This window comes from Halomonas sp. N3-2A, from assembly GCF_002216165.1.
Classification (GTDB): domain Bacteria; phylum Pseudomonadota; class Gammaproteobacteria; order Pseudomonadales; family Halomonadaceae; genus Vreelandella.
The window spans coordinates 2,415,857-2,437,549 of sequence record NZ_CP022286.1 but is presented as its reverse complement, the minus strand read 5'-3'; the positions used below and the strand labels follow the sequence as shown (position 1 = coordinate 2,437,549).

Genomic DNA, 21,693 nt, shown 5'->3' with positions numbered 1-21,693 from the left:
GAATGACTGGTTTTTATGTACCATTGCGTTATGAACAAACTTCGCTTTTCGCTTGATCGCCAGGGCAAGCAGTCTCTTTCCGAGCAAATACGCTTCAGCATTGCGGATGCTATTCGACAAGGGCATTTGTATGAGGGCGCGCGGCTGCCTTCATGGCGTGATCTTGGCGCGCAGTTGGGTGTTTCGCGGGGCACCATTAAAACGGCCTATGACCGGCTCAGCGATGATCAGCTAGTTGTTTCCAAGGGGGCTGCAGGCACCTTTGTTAGCTCCGTGCTACCCGCAGTGCCAGAGATGGCCGCGGTGGCCTCTCGCCTGCCACTGCCTGACCTGTATCAGGATCTGGATAGTGTTCCCAAGCTTTTTCAAGTGGGCGTGCCAGCTCAGGACGCGTTTCCCTTTAAGCAGTGGTCGCGCATCATGCTGCGCTGTACGCGAAAGGCAGTGGCTGAGTCGCTGCGTTATCCAGATCCTCGAGGCGAGTCTCAGCTGCGCAAGGAAATTGCTGCCTATCTAGCGGTATCTCGAGGGCTACTCTGCTCTGCCGAGCAAATCATCATTACCAATGGTTATGCGGGCGCGCTGGGTTTGGCATTGCACTTGCTGCGCCTAGATTCACGGCGGGTGTGGGTTGAGAACCCAGGCTATCCGCTGACTCGGCATGCCTTGTCGCTGGCAGGGTATACATCAGTTCCCGTTCCGGTGGATGATCAGGGAATGTGTGTGGAGCAAGGCATAGCGCTGGCTGCGGATGCCCGCTTAGCGATTGTAACGCCAAGCCAGCAAGCCCCCTTGGGGATGCAGTTGTCGCTGAATCGACGCCAAGCACTACTGATATGGGCTCGAGAAAATGCGGGTTGGATCATCGAAGATGATTATCTAAGCGAACTGCAGCTAAGCGGACAAGCAACACCGGCACTGGCCTCGCTGGATCGTGAAGGAAGGGTGATTCACATCGGTACTTTCAGTAAGACCATTAGCCCACGCTTGCGGCTCGGTTTTATGGTCGTACCGGCCAAGCTGTCAGAGCGCGCTGGTGATACGGCTGCCGCCTTATCACCCGCGTCTGCACTGCCGAGCCAGCTAGCCGTGGCGGAGTTTCTGCGCGATGGTCATTACTTGCGTCATATTCGACGTATGAAACGCTTGTATAGACAGCGACGAGATGGGCTACTGGCACTCATGGATGGATCGGTCTCACTGAGCGATATGGCAGGGCTGTCACTGATGCTCGCCTTGGAGGATGACATGGACGACGTTGCTATTGCCGAGGCTGCCCAAGCTTTTAACTTGGCCCCGATGCCGCTGTCTCCCTGGTATGCCACCCAAGCCGGGGCGCTAAAAGGGTTACTGCTAGGCGTAACCAATCTATCCAGCCCTGCCTGCGAAGAAGGCTATGAGCAGTTGGCAGCGCTTATTGATCGCCATCACCAATAGTGGCTGGGCTTTAAATCGATGACACGTCATTAGTCAGTACGCCAGCTTCGATTAGCGTGGTCTGCGCCTGTTGCCACGCTTTGGCGATCGCGGCTTCGCCGAACACTAAGCCCTGCAGATATACGAAGTGGACATCCCGAATGCCGATGGTGTTGAGAATAAGGGTAAGGTAGGGAGTGAGAAAATCCGGTTGTGGGTTATCGCCTTGTAACATACCGCCCGAGCTCACCAGAACGGTGGTGGGGCGATCGTGCAATAACCCTTGTTTGCCCTCTGAGACAATAAATGTGCGATTAATACGCACCACGTGGTCTATCCAGAGTTTCAGCGCTGCCGGTACGCTGAAGTTGTGCATAGGCAGCGTGATTAATAAGCGGTCGCTCTGCTCCAACTCACGAATCAGTTGCTCGGACTCTGACAGGGCAGCGTTAACACGATCGCCGATGTTGTGGCTGAGTAGCGCCGAGGAGTAATGGTGGGTTAGTGGCGACAGCGGAGCGGCAAGTAAATCGCGTTCTATCAACCCCACGTTTGAGTTTCTGGCTGTCTCCTCGGCTAGGATCTTTTGAGCCAGGCGATAGCCCAGCGCATGCTTGCCATGCGGGCTAGCGTGAACGAATAAGGTGTTGTGCATAAACCTCTCTTTTTAAAACCCTCTTTTTAAAACGACAGTGATCTCCTCCTTATTGTCTTGAAGGAGTTCAGCCGATCAATCAGGTGACAGGGCGATCCTGACCTGCAGTCAACTTTTGATCCTGTACTTGCCTATCTGACGCTGGAAGGCCGTCAGAACCTACCCCTAATATCATGCCGCGATAGAAGGCTTTTATTCCCTTTCGGCCTGTGAGCAATGACAGTGCAAGCAACCCGCTGAATCCCAATGCCAAGCCGATGATGGGGCCGATGATGTAACAGAACAGCACGAGGAATGGCATGCCAACCAGGTAGTCGATGGATTTCACAATTATATGTCGCATGAGGCTTCTCTATTTTTGAGCATGCTCAATTTTTAATTGAGCGCGCTCAAAAAGTCAAGCAACTTTGCCCTGGTCGGCCTTCGAGATGAGACCTGGAATACGGTGGGGAAGGTCTTAATTGGTGGGTAAGATAACCGTGAGCTCGGCTCGAAAGTCGTTGATGGCAGCCTCTCGGCAAGGCTTATCGTGGCTAAGATGGCGGACAAGTGTCATGAGGTAGCTGTTTTCGATCAGGCGCATACGAGTGGCGTCATGCAAAGTCGTTGCGCTTAAGATACAAGGCAGCAGTGAATCGTCGACGTTGCGTAAATAATCAAGGTCCCAGAGTGCCTCTTTCAGCAGGCTACGGCTCAAGGCGATATGATCGAAGTAATAGCGATAGAAGTGGGAGGCCAGCTCAACTAATGCTTCATGCTCGTTGCCGCCCGCCCAACTCGCGAGGAAGGTCTTAGCGATGTGGCTGATCTGCTCTTCCATACCCTCCCGCAAGATATCAATCTTGTTGGGATAGTGGCTGAACACAGTGCCGTCGGCGACACTAGCACGACGAGCGATCTCACGAGTGGTAGTAGAGGAAAAGGAGCGTTCGGAGAACAGCGCCCAGGCAGCCTCACGAATACGCTTGCGGGTGACTTCCTTCTTGCTCATCCTCTCGCTCCCCGAGATGTCCATTGGCTGACTGATGATACCTGCCCACGGCTTAGGCTCAAAGACAGGCGCCTAATGCAAAAAACCAGATTTGTTGGTGAGGGGTATCATCATGTCGCCGAAAGCAGGAATATCTCGAACAGTGATCAATCGTTTGTCGTGCAGGTGCAAATAATGGCGACAGGTCAGACGTCAGCGCGATAATTGACGGGTACCCAGTCAAACATCGTGCTGTCTTCGACCACGTACCCGATGCCTGGGAATGCGATATGGCAACCAGCCACCATGTATTTCTCCGCTACCGCTTCGGCAAAGGCCGCTTCACGAGTGATGACCGCCTGAGCCGGGTCAACATCAAAGGCAATTGCCACGTCTGGTACGTCGAATTGAATGACATCGCCGTGCGTGATATCACCCCAGTAGACGAATTTTTCGCCTTTGCTTTCAAACCATAAGGCACTGTGACCAGGGGTATGGCCTGGACGATGGGTTGAATTAATCACGCCTGGAATGGCTGGCATATCCGTGTCGTAGGTTCTAAGTGTGTCGCTGTCGATATAGGGCTTGGTTGACGAGACCGCCTGATCAAAGAACGGCTTGGCGTCGTCTGGGGCCTTGTCACGATTTTCGGCACTAAGCCAATACTCCGCATCCAGTTTCGGTACATGGACCAGCGCGTTGGCAAACACCTTTTCACCGTTTAGAACGAGTCCGCCGACATGATCGGAATGAATGTGGGTAATTACCACATCATCGATCTGGTCGGGGTGATAGCCCGATGCGATGATATTGTTTGTCAGTTTGCCCAAGGCTGGGCCCATCAGATCACCGGTCCCTGCATCCAGAAGAATCAGCCGATCACCGAAATTCAGCAGATAAGCATTAACTGACAGATGGGTTGGCGTGCCTTGAAACGCATTGGCAAGTGCTGTGCGAGCCTGTTCGGGGGTGATATTCAGGTAAAGGTCGGCGATCGGAAACAGGCCCGTACCATCCGAGAGTGCGGTGACTTCGACATCACCCACCATCAAGCGGTAATAGCCCGGCGCCTGCGTGCCAACTAACGGTGCGCTGGCTGCAGCGTGTAATGGGATAAAAACAGTGCTGGCGGCGGCACCAACGGCAATAGCAGCCAGCGAACCTTTAAGCATATCTCGGCGTGACAGCATAAAAAAACCTCTCTCAATCAACAGGCCAGAATTCAACCGGCGGTTTGTAACGCGATGAGGAAAAGGTATATTCTCATTGGTCAGTAATCAAATCGATGCCAATCATGGATAATATTGATCATTTCAATTTACGCTCCTTCGACCTCAATCTTATGGTCGCGTTTGACGCAATGATGCAAGAGCTGAGTGTCACCAAATCAGCCGAGAAACTCCGTATTGGTCAGTCGGCAATGAGCCATAATTTATCGACACTGCGGGTGTTATTGCAGGACGATCTTTTCGTTCGTGTCGGGCAAAAAATGCAGCCAACGGCCAAAGCTCGAGCGCTGGCTGGGCCGGTGCGAGTAGCGTTGACGCAGGCGCAAAATGCGCTTCAGTCATCGGATAGTTTTGAGCCGCAAACAGCAGACCGGATTTTTCGGGTGGGCATTGCCGGTGAAATGGAGATGGTTCTGCTACCGGCCTTGGTGGATCGACTGCAATCAACGGCACCAGGGGTTAGGCTGCTAAGTCGCGCGATTACGGTAGAAACAGTGGATATGATGATGGATTCGGGCGAAATTGATCTGGCTATTGGCTGTAAACAGTCTCGTCATCTAGGGGAAGTCCTGTTCGAATCCAACGTGGCATGCTGCTTTAATGCCGATCTGTGTCGATTGGTACCGCCATTATCGCGTGACGATTATCTTGGCGCCCGGCATGCTGTTCTGTCCCAGACGGCAAATGTCGCGGGCTGTGTCGGTGATGCTTTGGAAGCATTGGGAATAGAGCTCAATGTCATCTTAGCGGCGCCTGATTTTATGCCGCTGCTTGCTGCAGCACGCAATGCACCTGTTGTGGCAACAGTGCCTAGAAGGATTGCCGTGCAGTATGCACCGTTATTCGGGCTGGCATTTTGTGAAATGCCGATTCCGCTTAATTTCCCACCGGTAACTATGAATTGGGCGATATGGACGGATAAGGATGTCGGACTGAGTTGGTTGCGAGAGCAAATCAGGTTAGTGATTGGTGATATCTCTCGGGGGTAATGGGAGCTTTCTCGCTTTTCAACTGGCAGACGTTTTATAGTGCAATCGTCAACGTAGAACCAAACGGTACGTTCATGGTCCAGTTTGAGCTGCATAACCGCAATTTAGCCCCCGAACAGGTATCTCACTCACACGATTTTCATCAGTTAATTCTGGCAACGTGTGGCGTGACTGAGCTTGCTATGGAAGGGCAGAGCGAGCGCGTCACGGCACGCCGCGGCTGCTTGATCCCATCGTCTCGACACCATGAGTACCAAGGCGATGGCGGTAATCGCACGCTGGTGTTGGACATTCCTGTTAAGCACTTAGCAGTGTTAGAAAAAGGCAGTGAAATCGAGCGGCTATTCGACAAACCCCGTTTTTTTACCGTGCCTCCAGCGCTTAATCAGCTGACCCATGCCTTAACGAACCAGCTGGAGCAGTGTCCCGCGCTGCAAAATGAAATTGCCGTGCTGCTGCTTCGAGCGCTGTATATGTACCTTCAAGATGAGCCGAAGCAAGTTGCCGATCAGATTGGTGTTCGCTGTATCAGTGAACGGCTTGACCTGGAAAGGCTGGATGCATGGCTGGATCAGCACTTGGCGGACGATATTCGGGTTGAGCAATTAGCCGCATTATGTGCGCTAAGCCCTGGACACTTTCATGCCTGCTTTCGTGATCTAACCGGTGTGACGCCATTAGCATATGTTCAGCGCAGACGGCTTGAACACGCCCGTACGTTGGTTCGGCACAGCGCACTAAGCCTGGGCCATATTGCCATGCTGGTTGGCTTCCGTGACCAAGGAAGCTTTTCTCGCGCCTATCGGCGTTACTTTGAGATTGCCCCCTCCTCAGACCGCTAGCTTGGCAAACAGAAATTATTGCTCGATGAGTTACAACACTTACGGGCAAATTTGCCAGAGTTTCGGGCAAGCACGCCGCTCATCATCATCGTAGTCTCAAAAGGAACCTCATTTTCCTTGGAGAGACACCATGAGCGTTACCTATCAAGACAGCAATGCCCGCATGAGCCAAGTCGCGATTCACAACGGCACCGTTTATCTCGCTGGCCAAGTGCCCAGTGATGCAACGGCTGATATGCGTGGCCAGACCGAGCAAGTGCTCGCGCGCATTGACCAACTGTTAGCCCAGGCAGGTACCTCGAAAGAGCAGCTGGTTTCGGCGCAAATTTGGGTCACCAGCATGGCCGAGTTTGACCAGATGAATGCTGCTTGGGACGCCTGGGTAGTGCCTGGCCGCCCGCCCGTACGTGCAGCGGTTGAAGCCAAGCTTGCTAAGCCGGAATGGAAAGTAGAAATCATGGTTGTTGCTGCGCTGCCGGAGGCCTGATATGCGGGTTGTGTCTGCGGCGGAAGTGGAACGCTATCTAACCTGGAAAGGTTTGATTAAGCGGCTACATACCACCTTTGTGAACGGCGTTGAATCTCCGCCACGCCATCATCACGCGATGCATCGTCCCGACGGTGAAGCCACCATGCTGTTGATGCCTGCCTGGGAGCCAGCAGGCTATATCGGCGTCAAAATGGTCAACGTCTTTCCTCAGAACGCCCAGCACAATATTCCTGCTATTTCAGGACTGTATTTGCTTAGTGAAGGTAAACACGGTCAACCACTGGCGTGCATTGATGGCAGTGAACTAACGCGCCGGCGTACAGCGGCTGCTTCTGCCTTGGCGGCACAAGCACTAGCCAACGAGACAGCGGAAACGCTACTGGTGGTGGGGACTGGTAAGTTGGCCCCTATGGTCATTGAAGCCCATGCCAGCATTCGACCAATCAAACGCGTGTTGGTATGGGGCAGAAATCCTGAAAAGGCTTCTGCTATCGCCGAGGCCTATGCCGACCGGTTTGACACCCAGGTCGTTAGTGATCTGCAAGACGCGGTTGTACAGGCTGATATTGTCAGCTGCGTCACGCTCTCCACAGAGCCGCTAATTAAAGGTGAGTGGTTAACACCGGGCACGCACGTTGATCTTATCGGCGCTTTCCGTCCCCAAATGCGCGAAACCAATGCTGAGTGCCTGCGTCGAGCTGACGTGTTTGTGGACACCTATGCCGGGGCTAAGGGCGAAGCCGGCGATATTCTTCAGGCAATCGATGAAGGTGCGTTCCGTTTCGAGGATATCAAGGCAGAGCTCGCTGAGGTGCTTGCGGGAACCAAGCCAGGTCGGCGCTCTGCTGAAACCATCACGCTGTTTAAGTCAGTTGGCGCGTCGCTTGAAGACTTAGCAGCGGCCATTGAAGTGTGGGAGGCCATTAACCAGTAGCTAACAGCCAGTAACTCACAGGGAGCAGTCGCGTTCGCCGTCTACGGCTTGGATGATAACGATAATAAAACAATCGCTTACGAGTGGAAACGTCAGTCATAACGCAAACCAGCTAATAACCAAAACGAGGTAAGTTATGAAACCTACACAATCTTTTTTATTCGCTGCCATGGCGGCTCTGCCACTGGCTATTGCCAGTGCCACTGCCCAAGCGCAGTCCTATGAAATGGTCATCGCCACCCAGCTTCCAGAGGATATGAAGAATAACGAAATCTATCCTGCCCTGGTGCATTTCAAAAACCTTGTGGAAGCGCGTACCGATGGCGATCTTGAGGTCTCTATTTTTGGTGGTGGTCAGTTAGGTTCAGAAGTAGAAAACGGCTCAGAAGTGCAGGGTGGCCGTACTCTGCAATCGACCATTATGTCAGCGGGTGCGATGTCGTCGTTTTATGGTGACTACCAAGCGGTAACGGCTCCTTTCTTGTTTACCAGCTGGCGCCAAGCGTGGAGCTTCTTTGACAGCGAATGGTTTGCTGACTTCATGTCCGGCACCGTTGAAGATGCCAATATGCGCTACTTAGGTACGTTCGATGATGGCGGTGGTTTTGTAGCCTTCACTAACAACGTGCGCTTGATTGAGACCATGGAAGATCTCGAAGGGCTCAATATCCGTACCGAAGAGAACCCTGCTCACGTCGCTATCATGCGCTCACTGGGTGCTTCTGCCACGCCGCTCCCTTGGGGTGAGCTGATTACTGCCCTTGAAACGGGGCTGGCGGATGGCCAGTTTAACGCTCCCGTGCTGAATACCACGTTCAATTTTGATGCGGTAACGGACTACACCACCCTGACAGGGCATGTATACAACAGTGCTCCTTGGGTCGTCAGTGAATCCTGGTATCAGTCGCTACCGGAAACGCATCAACAGGCGTTAATCAGCTCTGCCCGCGAAGCGATTCAGCTAAGCCACGGTATGTCGGGTGCGCTTTCCACCGCCAGTTGGGTGGAGTCCTGCGAACGTTTCGAAGCGTGCTACCTGATGCCTGATGCCGAACGGGAACGCATGGCAGAGGTTGCTCGACCCGCTTGGAAAGAGTGGATTGTCGATGACTTCGGTATGGATGAAGCCCGTGTGCAGGGGCTGCTTGACGAAGTCGAGCGGGTTGGTCAGCAGCTTGCAGATGATGATCTGCGCATTTACGGCCAGTAAGACTTAGCGACGGACAAACGCTGGGGTAGCAAGGCTGCCCCAGCGTGAGGAATCACCATGAGCGTTTTACCCCCGTTACGCCGCCTAAGCGATCACATCAATCAGGCGGCGATTGTGTTATGCGTTGGCTGTATTTTATCGATGCTGGGCATTTCTTTTACCGCCTTTCTCTACAAACTGTTTACCGGCAGCACGCTGAGTTGGACCTATTCGCTGGCCCGGCTTTTTTTGCCATGGATAGGCTTTCTCTCCATGACCATTTCACTGCGCTATGGCGAGCATGTGGCGATGACGCTGCTAGTGCGTAGCCTGCCCAAAATCATGGTGAAAATAGCGGCGGTGATGTGTCTGGCAGTTCTCGGCTTATTTGCACTCATGCTCACTTGGTATGGCTGGGGCTACTTCACCAACGCGACGCAGGTCTACATGGTGTCGGATCAAATCCGCATTCCTAGCAAAGTGACGGCCATTGTTGTTCCTATCAGCGGCCTGATTATGTTGCTGCATCTCGTTCACGGCTTTGCACTGCTTGAGCACTTTACAAGCGAGCATGATGTGATCGATGAGCTGCTTGAGAGCTCTGAAGAGGAGGCTCGCCCATGACGCCTACGATTATTGTATTTGTGCTGTTGCTGTTTATTGGGGCTCCCGTGGCGGTCGTCATGGCTATGTCCGGGCTGGCTGGTGGTTTCTCCCTGGGGGGAGAACGCATGCTCGGCATCATTGCTGACCGCATGTTTTCAGGGGTTTCAGGGTTTCTGTTAATTGCGGTGCCTTATTTTATTTTTACCGCCGAGCTAATGAATCAGGGCGGGCTAACCCACAAGCTGATTGCGTTTAATAATTCGTTGTTTGGCCGTGTTCGTGGTGCACTTTCCCACGTCAATATTTCGGTATCGGTGTTTTTTGCCGGGTTAACCGGTGCCGCTGTTACTGACACCGTGGCAATCGGCAAAATCATGATTCCCGAAATGAAAAAGCAGGGCTACGACGCCGAGTACGCGGCCGCCGTTACGGCGTGTTCATCGATTATTGGGCCGATTATTCCACCCAGCGTGGTGATGGTGGTGTATGCAACGTTGCTGCGTGATATTTCGGTGATCGACCTTTTCGCGGGTGGCATTGTACCTGGGCTGTTGATGGCTTTAGCGCTGCTAGGTGTGAGTTTTTTCCTAGCCTGGAAACGGGGTTATCCCAAACAGGCGCCCACGCCGTTTAAGGTAGCACTGATGTCGTTTGTGGTTGCGCTGCCTGCCATGGTGGTGCCGCTGATTATTTTGGGTGGCATTCTGTCGGGCTTAACCACTATCACTGAAGCCTCTGGGTTTGCGGCAGTGTATGCCATCGTGATTGGCGTCGTATTTTATCGGAATCTCACTTGGCGAAAAATTTGGGATGCGCTGGTCGTGACGGTACGTTTCTCTGGGGTGGTGTTTTTCTTGCTTGCCACCTCGGCGGTACTGGGCTGGTTTGTAACGCGCTCAGGGATTGCCAGAGACGCTGCCGGGCTTATTACCACCTTCAGTGATGCTGCATTCCTGCAGTTAATGCTGGTGTGCTTACTACTGTTGGTGATTGGTACGGTGATGGACGTGTTACCTGCGCTCGTAGTGGTTGCGCCCGTACTTGTGCCAGCCATGATTCAGCTGGGTTTTGACCCGCTGCATTTCGCCATATTGATGATTGTGGTGCTTAACGTTTCCAATGTGACGCCCCCAGTGGGGATGACGCTGATGACGGCGGCCCGAATAGCCGAAGTGCCTTATGAGCGGGCCATTGTGGCATCACTACCATTTTATGTGGCTTTTATTGGCGTTATTGTGCTGTTAGCGGCATTTCCTGCGCTTTCAACCTGGATTCCCTCACTACTTTAAAAGGCGGATGTGCAACACATGAAGTGCTTTTACCACCCTGACCAGGATTACCATGCGCCGCCGACCTTTCTGCTGCGTGGACAGCCAGCGCCATCACCGGAAGGGCCGGTGCGTGCTGAGCTGCTAAGCAAAGGGTTGGCCGCGGCTGGTTTGAGCCTGACGGCACCTAGCGAAACTGACTCGCCGATGTTGCGTAAACGTCTTGAGCAGATTCATACGCCGCGCTATTTGCGCTTTTTGGAAACGATTTATGAGCGTTGGCAAGCACTACCTAATGCGGCAGCGCTGGTGGCCCCGAACGTTCATCCCTGTGGTGGTGCTAGCCACTACCCGAGCCATCCCGTTGGCCAGGCGGGCTGGCATTTGCACGATATGGCATGCCCAATAAGCGAAACAAGCTTCCAAGGGGCATTGGCTTCGGCTGCGACAGCCGTGGCTGCCACTGAGGAAGTGATGAATGGGGCATCGCTCGCCCGCGCTTACGCCTTGTGTCGGCCACCGGGTCATCATGCAGGGCCGGATAATGCGGGTGGCTTCTGTTTATTGAATAACGCTGCCTTGGCTGCCAGCGTACTGCGTGAGAAGTTTGCCAAAGTAGCGATCATTGACGTGGATCTGCATCACGGCAACGGTACTCAGGATATTTTCTACTCCCGCGGGGATGTTTGGACTGGCTCTGTACACGTCGACCCAAGTGTTTTTTATCCCTTCTTCTGGGGTGGCGTGGACGAGATAGGGTGCGAAGAGGGTGAAGGCGCCAACGTCAACTTGCCTCTGCCATTGGGCAGTGATGGCGAGACCTATCTTAACGCGGTGGCCGCGCTGATTGAGCAGCTCAACCGTTACCAGCCAGAGGCGGTCGTGGTGTCTTTGGGGCTGGATGTCCACAAGGATGATCCGCTTGCCGGGTTAAGCGTGGAAACCGAAGCCTTTGTCGCATTGGGTGAGCTGTTGAGCGGTTTGTCGCAGCCCACCGTGGTGATTCAAGAGGGCGGCTATCCGACTGAGCAGCTAAGCGCTAACCTTGCCGCCTTTATGCGCGGTTATCAGAGAAGTTGAGAGACGCTCAATGAGTAAGACAGGGTTTTACTGGCACGAACGCTGCTTTTGGCACGACCAGGGGGCAATTGGTGTTTTCTCTGCTCCCGGTGAGTTTCTGCAGCCTCAGCCTGCGTCGGAAAGCCCCGAAAGCAAGCGGCGACTGAAGAATATTCTTGAAGTCAGCGGCCTGATAGATGAACTGAGAGTGGTCAAACCACCCGCTGTCGCGCAGCAAGACCTGCTGCGCTTTCACACCCCACGTTACCTGCAAATGCTGGCAGACGCCGATGCGAGTGGTGGTGGTAATGGCGGTGACTGCGCCCCCTTTACACCTGGCAGCTGGGCTGCCGCAAGGCACTCGGCGGGGCTTGCAGTCGCAGCGGTAGAGGACGTGGCGCTTGGGCATGTCGATAACGCTTATGCGCTTTGCCGCCCACCGGGGCATCACGCCGAGGCGGATCAGGGGCGTGGTTTCTGTTTGCTGGGCAATATCCCGGTAGCGGTGATGCGTGCCCGAGCCTTGGGGCAAGTGAAGCGGGTAGCGATTCTTGATTGGGACGTACACCACGGTAATAGTCAGCAGTCGGCGTTTTACTCCGAACCTGAGGCGTTTACCGTTTCCGTTCACCAAGCCGCGAACTATCCCCTTGATACAGGCAGTTTTGAAGAGCAGGGAGAAGGCGAGGGGCTGGGAGCGAATCTTAACCTACCGCTGCCGCCGGGCTGTGGTTTGGGCGCTTATCGCTATGCGATGGAGTCGCTGGTGTTGCCAGCCCTGGAAGCTTTTAACCCAGACTTAATCGTAGTGGCCTGTGGCTATGATGCCTGTGCCAAAGACCCGCTAGGCAAGATGCTGCTCAACAGTGCCGCGTTTGCCGAAATGACCGCACAGCTAAAAGCACTTGCCGCCCGTTGCTGTCAGGGGAAGCTGGTCTTCGTCCATGAAGGTGGTTACTCAGAAGGCTATGTACCGCTATGTGGACATAGCGTTATTCAAACCTTGGCAGGTAGCACCATTAGTGTCCCCGACCCGCAAAACGATGAAATTGCTGCCTGGGGATATCAAGCCTTACAACCGCACCAGCAAGCGCTAATTGACGGCTGGCGCCAACAGTGGGAGCAATGCACGCAATGACACCGCTTTATGATCGCGATGGCTGGATTTGGCAGGATGGTGAATGGCTGGCTTGGCGAGAGGCCAAGGTTCATGTGTTCACCCATACGCTGCACTATGGAATGGGCTGCTTTGAGGGCGTGCGCGCCTATGAAGGGGAGCAAGGAGCGGCACTGTTTCGCGTGGCTGAGCATACCCGCCGCTTAGCAGAGAGCGCCCACTCCTTAGATATTCCGATCGCTTTTAGCGAAGAGGCGCTGATCGAGGCTCAGCAGGAGTGCCTGCGTAAAAATCAGCTAACTAACGCTTATCTTAAGCCAACGGTGTTTCTTGGCGCGGAAGGCCTTGGCCTACGGGCTAAAGGGTTAAGCACCCATGTGATGATTGCTGCCTGGGATCTTGGGCCGTATCTGTCGCCGCAGGCAACACGCTGTGGGTTACGTGCGCTGACGTCTTCCTGGGCGCGCCACCACGTCAATATCAGCCTGTGCCGTGCCAAGACCAGCGGTCATTATGTGAATTCGATGCTGGCGCTGAATACCGCCGTGAAAGCAGGGTTTGATGAAACCATCATGCTCGATCCGGAAGGCTATGTAGCCGAAGCGTCCGCCGCTAATGTTTTCTTATTGCGCGATGGTGTACTGCACACGCCCGAAGTGACGTCCTGCTTGCAGGGCATCACCCGCGACAGCGTGATTCAGTTGGCCCGCGAGGCGCTGGGCATTGAAGTGCGCGAGCGCCGCATCACTCGCGATGAGCTGTATACCGCCGATGAAGCGTTCTTAACCGGCACCGCTGCGGAAATTCTTCCTCTGCGTGAACTGGATGGCCGTCGCATTGGGGTAAGGGCGGGCGCGCCGGCTGTCGACGCGCCGATACCGGACGACAGTGTGACCGCGCGCTTGCAGCGGCTGTATCGCCAAGCAGTGCGCGGCGAGCTGGCCGCCTTCAAGCACTGGTTAACGCCCGCCTAGGTTCGTTGCCCGCTATTCGCTAACGTTTGAAAAATGCCTGATAGCCATCAGGCATTCTCTTTAATGGCCTGCTCAAGAATCGCCAACTGCCCTGGCTCCAAAGCATCCGCGACGGCGGTAATGCGCAGGACATGACCAAGTGCCGGGTGAGTGGGGCGGGCGATTAATCTGCCGGCTTCCAGTAGCTCGCGGTTTACCCGCTCGGCCAGTTCGGCAGTTGGTAAGCGAATGCCGATAAAGTTGGTCGCGCTCGGCAGTACGTCGGCACCCAGTGCTTGGAAATGAGCCACTAACTGTTCCCTGCGTGCTTTTACTTCCGCAATATGTTGCTGGACTTCGGCTGGGTGATCGAGCACGACTTCTGCGGCTGCCTGGGTAAAGGTGGATACCGCGTAGTGAATGCGCACCTTCATCATCAAGGCGAGCACGTCAGGGTCAGCAATCGCATAGCCAATGCGTAAGCCTGCTAAACCGTGGGCTTTTGACAGCGTGCGTAGGCGAATGACACCTGGAAGTGCCTTGGCGGCGAAGTCACTGTTGGCATCATCACGAAAATCGCCATACGCCTCATCCAGCAGCAGCCAGCAGGTGTCCGGCAGTGCGTCGCGCAGCTTGAGAATGGCACTGTCGCTATGCAGATGGCCGCTAGGGTTATCGGGGTTGGCTAAATAAACCAGCTGAGCATTTTCATGGTGTGCTGCCGCCGCTAGCGCTTCTAAGTCAGGAGCAAGTAGCCCTGGGGCTTCAACATAACTAGGTTCTACTAAGTGGCAACCCTGGCCTTTGGCAAAGTAACCAAAGGTTGGATAAGTACCTGCCGTGCTAACCACGGTGTCGCCCGGTGTGCAGGTGGTGCGTAGCGCTAACGCGATTAGGCTATCGGCGCCAGCATCCACCAGCAGGTGATCGAGCGGTATGCCCTGCTGGGCGCTAAGCCGCTGGCGAACGCCGAGAGCTTCCGCATCGCCGTAACAGTACACATGCTCGGCGACAGCATCGCCAAAATGTTCACGTAGCGCACGATGGGGCATATCCAGCCCTTCATTAGAGCCCAATCGATGAGGGATCTCGCGACCAATGCGGCGCTCCAGAACTTTAATCCCAGGAAACGGATTAAGGGGACCTTCACCCGTAAGATGATGGGGGTAGGAGGGCATATCGATATCCTAATAGTGAAAGTTTTTAGCTCAAAATTTTACCGTGATTAAGCAACTGATGTGGGTCAAACGCCTGCTTCAGTGTGTGCATTAATTCAATTTCCGCCTGAGAGCGGCAGGTGCTAAGCCAGGGGCGTTTTTCCAAACCAATGCCATGCTCTGCTGAAACAGAGCCTCCCAGTGCTTTAAGTGGCTCGTAAACCAGTGTTTCTACCGCGTGGCGCTCTTCTGGCGCATCGCTGCCAACGCTAATAGAAATATGCAGGTTGCCGTCGCCAAGATGGCCAAATACCACCAGGCGGCCATCTGGCCAGCGTTGTACCAGTTGTTTCTCTAATGCATCGGTATAGCGCTGCATATCGGCAATGGGGAGGCTGACATCAAAGGTCAGGACGGGGGCCAGCCCCTTGACTAGCCCTTCAATATCTTCTCGTATCGCCCAGAGACCATCGCGTTGAGTGCTTGATTGGGCAATCACAGCATCGACGATTAAGTCGTGTTCAAATGCCTGTTCAAGCGCTTCGCGGAACTGTTCTGCATGGTGAGTTTCATCGTTGCCGAGCGATTCGATAATCACATAGAAAGGGTGCTCTGGCGGAATCGGAGGCGTGTGCCTCGCCAGCGTTTCAGTGAGCAGGCGATAGTGGTTTTGCCACATTACCTCAAACGCCCCCAGGCCACCCCCAAGCGCTTTGCCCATATGGCTTAATAGCCCGGTTAGCGCGTCAAACGAGTGGCAAGCCACCAGTGCCGTTTGTTCGCTAGGGGTAGGCGGCTGAAGCCGCAGCACGGCGCGAGTAATAATCCCCAGGGTGCCTTCACTTCCAATAAACAGCTGCTTTAAATCAAACCCTGCATTATTTTTCAGCATGCGATTCATGGAGCTGACAACACGCCCGTCGGCCATCACTGCTTCAAGCCCCAGCACCTGCTGGCGCATCATGCCGTAGCGAATCACCCTGACACCGCCAGCATTAGTCGCGATATTGCCGCCAATCGTACAGCTTCCCCGTGCGCCTAAATCCAACGGGAACTGCAGACCTACCTCGTTAGCGGCTTCTTGAACCCGCTGAAGGGGGGCGCCCGCTTGCACCGTTATCGTACCGCCGACCTGATCAATCTCTTCGATAGCGGTCATGCGCTCCAGGGAAATGACCAATTCTTCTGGGCTCGCCTCCGCGCCATGGACCAAACCGGTTAAGCCGCCGTGGGTCACGACGGGCTGTTTAAGCGCATGGCATGCCTGCATGACAGCCGCTAACTGTTCGGTGTCTGCCGGACGCACGATGGCGCCTGCTTGGCAGGGCGCGCCGGTCATCCAGTCAACACGGCGACTAGTGACATCATCGCCCGTGAGCACATGGGCAGAACCAACAAGTGTGCGCAGCGCCTCCAGGGGTATCTGCATGGGTGTTCCTTGATAAAGAGGTTAACGGTTCAGTGATTAGGCGGTAGCCGCCACTGGCGCTTGACGACCAGGAATCGCATCAAGCAGTGACTGGGTATAGGCTTCTTTCGGTTGAAGGAATATTTGCTCAGCGCTGCCTTGCTCAACAATACGGCCATGCTGCATCACCACGATGCGGTCGCAAATTTGCGCGGCTACCCGTAAATCGTGGGTAATAAACAGCAGTGAAAGCGCCAGCCGTTGCTTCAGTTCTTCAAGCAGTTCAAGCACCTGGGCTTGAATAGACACATCCAGTGCCGAGACCGCTTCATCAGCGACAATCAGTTCAGGGTTTAGCGCTAACGCACGAGCAATGCCAATGCGCTGACGCTGCCCGCCGGAAAACTCATGTGGGTAGCGCTCCACGGCGCTTGCGCCAAGGCCGACTAGATCAAGTAGTTCTCCTGCCTGCTTGAGTGCCACATCTTTGGGTGTGCCATTGGCCATCGGCCCTTGCGCAATCGCCATGCCGACCCGAGTGCGTGGGTTAAGCGAGGCGTAGGGGTCCTGAAAAATCATCTGCACGCGGTGGCGTTCACGACGCAGCGCGTCGCCTTTTAGCTGTGAAAGATTAACGCCATCGAGCAACAGTTCACCGCTGTCTGGGTGTTCAAGGCGCACCACACAGCGGCCAAGGGTGGATTTCCCCGATCCCGATTCACCAACAATACCCATGGTCTCGCCGCGGGCCAGAGTTAGCGAGATATCATCCAGTGCGCGGACTTCTCGGGCAGGTTTAAACCAGCCTCCGCGTGAACGAAAGACTTTATTAAGCTGTTTGATCTCTAGCAGCGGAGCCACCTGGCTTGTTTCACGGTGGGGTGGCACTGCATTGCTGGGAATGGCGGCAATCAGTGCTTTTGTGTAGGTGTTTTGCGGATTTTCCAGCACCTCTTTGGCTTCGCCGATTTCGACAATTTTACCATGGCGCATGACACAGACGCGGTTGGCGATTTCAGCCACGACCCCAAAATCATGAGTGATAAACATCACCGCCATACCACGGCGGCGCTGTAAATCACGAATAAGCTCAAGGATCTGCGCCTGGGTAGTCACATCCAGCGCGGTGGTGGGTTCGTCGGCGATCAACAGCACGGGCTCAAGGGCTAATGCCATGGCGATCATGACGCGCTGCCGCTGACCACCGGATAGCTCAAAAGGGTAGGCGCTGATAGCTTTTTCTGGCTGTGGGATACCCACTTCAATCAACAGCTCCAGGGCACGTTCCTGGCGCTGTTTCGGGGTCAGTTGACCATGCGCTTCAAACACCTCGGCGATTTGGGCGCCCACTCGCATTAACGGATTAAGTGCGGTCATGGGTTCCTGAAAAATCATGCCGATTTTAAGGCCGCGCAGAGCGCGATGCTGTTTCTCGGTTAGGGTGATGACGTCTTGGCCGAGAAAGTTAACCTCACCTTGAACGGGGCGCACGCCTTTAGGGAGCAAGCCCATCACGGTGTTGGCGGCCATTGATTTCCCCGAGCCGGATTCCCCTACCACGCACATGATTTCGCCGCGATTAACGTCGTAGCTAACGTTTTCCACCGCCAAGGCACGGTCGGCCCCTTTGGGTAGCGCCACGCTTAAGTCACGAATGCTAAGCACTGTTTCAACTGATGGGTGCTGTTTTTTAGAATCAATAGTGACCGTCATGAAGGGCTCCTAGCGCTCGCGGGAAAGTTTGGGGTTAAGCGCATCGTCTAGCCCTTCGCCGACTAAGTTCAACGCCAGAACGGTGAGTAGAATCGCCACACCAGGGAAGAAACTCAGCCACCACGCTTGGCGAATAACCGTACGTGCCGCGCCAATCATGTAGCCCCAGGACATCACATTGGGATCGCCCAAGCCTAAAAACGACAGCGCCGATTCCAGCAAAATAGCGGTGGCGACCATTAATGAGGCCAGCACAATAATCGGCGACAGCGTGTTAGGCAGAATCTGGCGCAGGATAATGGTGCTGTTGGTTTGGCCGACTAAGCGAGCCGCTTCAACGTATTCACGGTGCCGCAACGACATAAACTCTGCCCTTACCAAACGGGCAACCGGGGGCCAACTGACCAGCGCAATCGCCAGCACAATGGAGGTGATGCTGGGTTGCATAATCGCTACCAGCACTATTGCCAGGGCAAAGTTGGGGATGGTTTGAAAGAACTCGGTAAAGCGCATAAGTACGTCGTCAATCAGGCCCCCGTAGTACCCCGCAATCGCCCCCAGTGGCACGCCAATCAGCAGGGCAACGCTAGTGGATACCAAACCAATCAGCAGCGATACCCAGGCGCCATGCATTAAGCCTGCGGCGACGTTGCGACCCATGGTATCGGTGCCGAGCAGAAAGCCATCTTGGGAAAGCGGCGGCAAAAAGGGCCGCTGAACCATGCGCCAGGGAGACTCGGGAAATAGCAGCGGCGCCAGAATCGCCATGACGATAATGAGCAGCAGAATAATCAGCCCTACCAGGGCGCCACGGTTTTGCGCAAAGCGTGCGAAAAAGCTCATGAGGCCCCCTTGATGCGCGGATCAGCCAGGCGGTAAACCAAGTCGGTAATAATATTGAAGACAATCACTAACGCCGCCGAGAAGAAGAAAATCCCCAGCAGCAGGTTGTAGTCACGCTGCTGTAACGCTTCAAACATCAGCCGCCCGATACCCGGCCAGGCAAACACGGTTTCCGTCAAAATAGCGCCACCAACCATCTGCCCAGCCTGCAAGCCTGCCAGGGTGATGATCGGCAGTAAGGCATTGCGAAGAATGTGTCGGCGCTGAATGACGCTAGGTTTTAAACCCTTCGCACGGGCGGTTTTAACGAAGTCCTGCTGGGCTGCATCGAGCATCGAGGTGCGCGTCATGCGGGTATAAATCGCCATAAAAAATAGCGCCAGCGTGGTGGCAGGCAGTATTAAATGCGTGGCGACATCAAGCACAAGCGCGAAGCCAGTGTGGTCAGCGCCAACCGTGTAAAGACCGTAAGCGGGCAACCAGCCGAGGTAAACGGAAAACACCACCACCGACATCAGCGCTACCCAAAACAGCGGTGTGGCATAAAACACCAGGGCTAGCGCCATAATCAGTGAGCCAGAGGGCTTTTTAACCCGCGCCGCCGCCATGGAACCTGCCACAATGCCGAGTACCAGCGAGAGCACAAACGCCGTACCGGTTAGCAGCAGCGTGGCGGGCAAACGATCCATAATCAGATCAAAGACGGGCACACCAAGCCGATAGGAGTAGCCAAAGTCGAGCATGGCGATACCCGATACGTAGCGCCACAGCTGCACGTACATCGGCTGATCGAGTCCAAACCGCTCGCGCAGCTGGTTGAGAAACTCCTGATCCGCGGCACCCGCTTCGCCAGCCAGAATCGCGGCCGGGTCACCGGGGGCTAACTGAATCAGCAGGAAGTTAAAAATAACGATTAAAAACAGCACAATCACGGCTTTAAACAGCCGCATCAGAATGAGGCGCGCGTAAACCATAAGTCGTTTCCTGGCTAATACCTTCAAGACATAGCTAAAAAACCCAGGTAGCTCTCGCTACCTGGGTGGCTTGGGTTTAGCGATCTAGCCAAGCATCTTTAAAGCCGTCGTTGACACCCACGCCGGAAGTGACGAGGTTCTGCACATCACAGCGGTACAGGGTCGGGAAGCCCAGTTCCATCAGCCAGCCAACGGGCACATCTTCGTGCAGGATTTCCTGAACTTCACTGTAAAGCGCTTCGCGCTCTTCGTCGGGGAAAGCCGTGGCGGCCTCGTTGAATAGCTCGTCGACACGCTCGTTTTCGTAGCCTTCGACGTTATTCCAGGGCGAGCCTTTGGCAATATTGTCGGACAGGTAGGTGCGTGAAATACCCAGTGCCGGGTCGCCGTACTGGTATAGGTAGGTAAAGGCGAGGTCGTAATCCCAATCGCCCAGGCGCTGGTTCCAGCCGCCCACGTCGGTGGCTTGGGTGCTTACGTTAATGCCCACTTCACGCAGATTCTGTTGTACGGCCTCAGCCCAACGGGTCCACGTTTCACCGTAAGGAAGCGGCAGAATAGTGATCTCTTCACCGTCGTAACCCATTTCTGCCAACAGTTCACGAGCGCGCTCTGGGTTGTGATCGTAGGGTTCTAAACCGTCATGTTGGAAACGCGCGTTGGAGCCAAAGGCTGAGAGCGGCACATTGCCTAAGCCATTCCACAGCACATCTTTGGCAAACTCGCGATCCATGGCATACATCACTGCTTGGCGGAAGCGTTTGTCGGCGGTGGGGCCTTCACGGTTGTTCATCCACAGCATGGCGAAGGGGCTGAAGTATTCGTGGCCTTCTTCCGTCATACAGACGTTATCCATCGCGGATAAACGCGGGATATCAAAGTTCTCAACGGTACCGCTGGGTAGTACATCAATAGTGCCGTTCTCGAAGGCAACGGCACGGGAGCCACCATCAGGAATGATGTGCCAGTTGACGCCATCCAGATAGGGGAGCCCGTCTTCGTAGTAGTCATCGTTTTTAACCAGCTCGATCACGGTGCCGCGTTCCCAATTAGCAAACTTGAAAGGGCCTGTGCCAATCGGATGGTCGTTGTGTTCGTTGTTGCGGAAGTCGGTGCCCGCATACAGGTGCTCAGGCACCATGGTGAAGGTGCCTGCCTCAAAGGAGATCAGGAATGGGCCGAAGGGGTCGGTTAAGGTAAATACCACCGTGTGGTCATCCGTTGCTTCGATGCTTTCCACATGTTGTAAAACGGCCCGCGCACTGGGGTTCAGTTCGCGGTGGAAAACATCGGCAGAAAATACCACGTCGTCAGCGGTGAATGGCTCGCCGTCGTGCCAGGTAACATCTTCCCTTAGGTGAAAAGTATAGGTGCGGCCATCGTCGCTGACGTCCCATGATTCAGCCAACTGCGGCATGGGTTCCAGATCCGTGGTGTAGCGCAGCAACCCTTCATAGATATTGCCTGCCACGGTGCGCGTAGGCGCGTTTTGCACCATTCCCAGCACTAAGCCTGGCGGTTCTGGCTGAATAATAGTGTTAACCGTACCACCTTGTTTCGGGTCGTCTGCCAGGGCAGCCGACGAAAAAGCGAGTGCTGCAGCGGAAATTGCCAAAGCCAAAGGTGTTCTCATTTTGTTTCTGCTCCTCGGTTACTAGGCCAAAGCCTGTCACGTAATGGATTTACGTTATTGTTAGGCGAGCGAGGCGTGATACAAAACAGCCCAGTTGTTGTTATGGATTTTGGTTATAGATCGTTATATGAGGCCTTTTTGAACATAGCATTGGTTTGTAAAACTGTCGACAGTCGTCAATCGGCCGTCGACAGAATGCTTTTTTGCGTCATACTAAAAGTACGTAATACCTAATAAGAGTAAACTCT

At 54.5% G+C, this 21,693-nt stretch carries 21 protein-coding genes; 11 read left to right on the top strand and 10 right to left on the bottom strand.

Annotated elements, in window-relative coordinates; all coding sequences use genetic code 11:
• The first annotated feature begins 30 nt into the window (after positions 1-30).
• Positions 31-1,437 (top strand): MocR-like pyridoxine biosynthesis transcription factor PdxR, encoded by a 1,407-nt coding sequence (gene pdxR / locus CEK60_RS11400; RefSeq protein ID WP_089039131.1) that lies wholly within the window; start codon positions 31-33, stop codon positions 1,435-1,437.
• A gap of 10 nt (positions 1,438-1,447) precedes the next feature.
• Here the strand turns inward: pdxR and CEK60_RS11395 are convergent, their stop codons facing one another.
• The 4 genes from CEK60_RS11395 to CEK60_RS11380 all read right to left on the bottom strand — a co-directional run bounded on the left by CEK60_RS11395 (position 1,448) and on the right by CEK60_RS11380 (position 4,231).
• A complete protein-coding gene (locus tag CEK60_RS11395; RefSeq protein ID WP_089039130.1) occupies positions 1,448-2,071 on the bottom strand; it encodes an FMN-dependent NADH-azoreductase in 624 nt (207 codons plus the stop codon).
• A 79-nt stretch (positions 2,072-2,150) separates the two neighbouring features.
• Positions 2,151-2,414, bottom strand: coding sequence for a hypothetical protein (locus tag CEK60_RS11390; RefSeq protein ID WP_089039129.1), 264 nt, complete (start codon positions 2,412-2,414; stop codon positions 2,151-2,153).
• 114 nt (positions 2,415-2,528) lie between these two features.
• Positions 2,529-3,062, bottom strand: coding sequence for a TetR/AcrR family transcriptional regulator (locus tag CEK60_RS11385; RefSeq protein ID WP_157698032.1), 534 nt, complete (start codon positions 3,060-3,062; stop codon positions 2,529-2,531).
• 185 nt (positions 3,063-3,247) lie between these two features.
• Complete coding sequence (locus CEK60_RS11380) at positions 3,248-4,231, bottom strand: MBL fold metallo-hydrolase (RefSeq protein WP_089039127.1); 984 nt, start codon at positions 4,229-4,231, stop codon at positions 3,248-3,250.
• A gap of 104 nt (positions 4,232-4,335) precedes the next feature.
• Here CEK60_RS11380 and CEK60_RS11375 point away from each other — a divergent pair, with 104 nt between their 5' ends.
• The 10 genes from CEK60_RS11375 (at position 4,336) to CEK60_RS11330 (ending at position 13,738) form a co-directional block, all read left to right on the top strand.
• Positions 4,336-5,259, top strand: coding sequence for a LysR family transcriptional regulator (locus CEK60_RS11375; protein WP_198361357.1), 924 nt, complete (start codon positions 4,336-4,338; stop codon positions 5,257-5,259).
• Between the two features lie 74 nt (positions 5,260-5,333).
• On the top strand, positions 5,334-6,101 hold the full coding sequence (locus CEK60_RS11370; RefSeq protein ID WP_089040905.1) for a helix-turn-helix transcriptional regulator: 768 nt from the start codon (positions 5,334-5,336) through the stop codon (positions 6,099-6,101).
• Between the two features lie 130 nt (positions 6,102-6,231).
• Positions 6,232-6,588, top strand: coding sequence for a RidA family protein (locus CEK60_RS11365; protein WP_089039125.1), 357 nt, complete (start codon positions 6,232-6,234; stop codon positions 6,586-6,588).
• Position 6,589: 1 nt separating this feature from the next.
• Positions 6,590-7,525, top strand: a complete 936-nt coding sequence (locus CEK60_RS11360; RefSeq protein ID WP_089039124.1) for an ornithine cyclodeaminase family protein — start codon at positions 6,590-6,592, stop codon at positions 7,523-7,525.
• Between the two features lie 136 nt (positions 7,526-7,661).
• Positions 7,662-8,735, top strand: a complete 1,074-nt coding sequence (dctP, locus tag CEK60_RS11355; protein WP_089039123.1) for a TRAP transporter substrate-binding protein DctP — start codon at positions 7,662-7,664, stop codon at positions 8,733-8,735.
• 57 nt (positions 8,736-8,792) lie between these two features.
• Complete coding sequence (locus tag CEK60_RS11350; protein ID WP_089039122.1) at positions 8,793-9,338, top strand: TRAP transporter small permease; 546 nt, start codon at positions 8,793-8,795, stop codon at positions 9,336-9,338.
• Positions 9,335-10,609, top strand: a complete 1,275-nt coding sequence (locus CEK60_RS11345; protein ID WP_038481516.1) for a TRAP transporter large permease — start codon at positions 9,335-9,337, stop codon at positions 10,607-10,609. The genes CEK60_RS11350 and CEK60_RS11345 overlap by 4 nt, the downstream gene beginning before the upstream one ends.
• A gap of 18 nt (positions 10,610-10,627) precedes the next feature.
• Complete coding sequence (locus CEK60_RS11340; protein ID WP_089039121.1) at positions 10,628-11,668, top strand: histone deacetylase family protein; 1,041 nt, start codon at positions 10,628-10,630, stop codon at positions 11,666-11,668.
• Between the two features lie 10 nt (positions 11,669-11,678).
• Positions 11,679-12,785 carry a class II histone deacetylase gene (locus CEK60_RS11335; RefSeq protein ID WP_089039120.1) on the top strand — a complete coding sequence of 369 codons (1,107 nt, stop codon included), beginning with the start codon at positions 11,679-11,681 and terminating at the stop codon, positions 12,783-12,785.
• A complete protein-coding gene (locus CEK60_RS11330) occupies positions 12,782-13,738 on the top strand; it encodes a branched-chain amino acid transaminase (RefSeq protein WP_038481525.1) in 957 nt (318 codons plus the stop codon). Before CEK60_RS11335 ends, CEK60_RS11330 begins: the two co-directional genes overlap by 4 nt.
• 47 nt (positions 13,739-13,785) lie before the next feature.
• Here CEK60_RS11330 and CEK60_RS11325 read toward each other — a convergent pair whose 3' ends face one another.
• The 6 genes from CEK60_RS11325 to CEK60_RS11300 form a co-directional block, all read right to left on the bottom strand.
• A complete protein-coding gene (locus CEK60_RS11325) occupies positions 13,786-14,895 on the bottom strand; it encodes a pyridoxal phosphate-dependent aminotransferase (protein ID WP_089039119.1) in 1,110 nt (369 codons plus the stop codon).
• Between the two features lie 25 nt (positions 14,896-14,920).
• Complete coding sequence (locus tag CEK60_RS11320) at positions 14,921-16,303, bottom strand: FAD-binding oxidoreductase (protein WP_089039118.1); 1,383 nt, start codon at positions 16,301-16,303, stop codon at positions 14,921-14,923.
• A 36-nt stretch (positions 16,304-16,339) separates the two neighbouring features.
• Positions 16,340-17,995: an ABC transporter ATP-binding protein gene (locus CEK60_RS11315; RefSeq protein ID WP_089039117.1), complete on the bottom strand. Its 1,656-nt coding sequence runs from the start codon at positions 17,993-17,995 to the stop codon at positions 16,340-16,342.
• Positions 17,996-18,004: 9 nt separating this feature from the next.
• Positions 18,005-18,838 (bottom strand): ABC transporter permease, encoded by an 834-nt coding sequence (locus CEK60_RS11310; protein ID WP_089039116.1) that lies wholly within the window; start codon positions 18,836-18,838, stop codon positions 18,005-18,007.
• Complete coding sequence (locus CEK60_RS11305) at positions 18,835-19,812, bottom strand: ABC transporter permease (RefSeq protein ID WP_089039115.1); 978 nt, start codon at positions 19,810-19,812, stop codon at positions 18,835-18,837. Before CEK60_RS11305 ends, CEK60_RS11310 begins: the two co-directional genes overlap by 4 nt.
• A 76-nt stretch (positions 19,813-19,888) precedes the next feature.
• Positions 19,889-21,445 (bottom strand): ABC transporter substrate-binding protein, encoded by a 1,557-nt coding sequence (locus CEK60_RS11300; RefSeq protein ID WP_089039114.1) that lies wholly within the window; start codon positions 21,443-21,445, stop codon positions 19,889-19,891.
• Between the last annotated feature and the right edge of the window lie 248 nt (positions 21,446-21,693).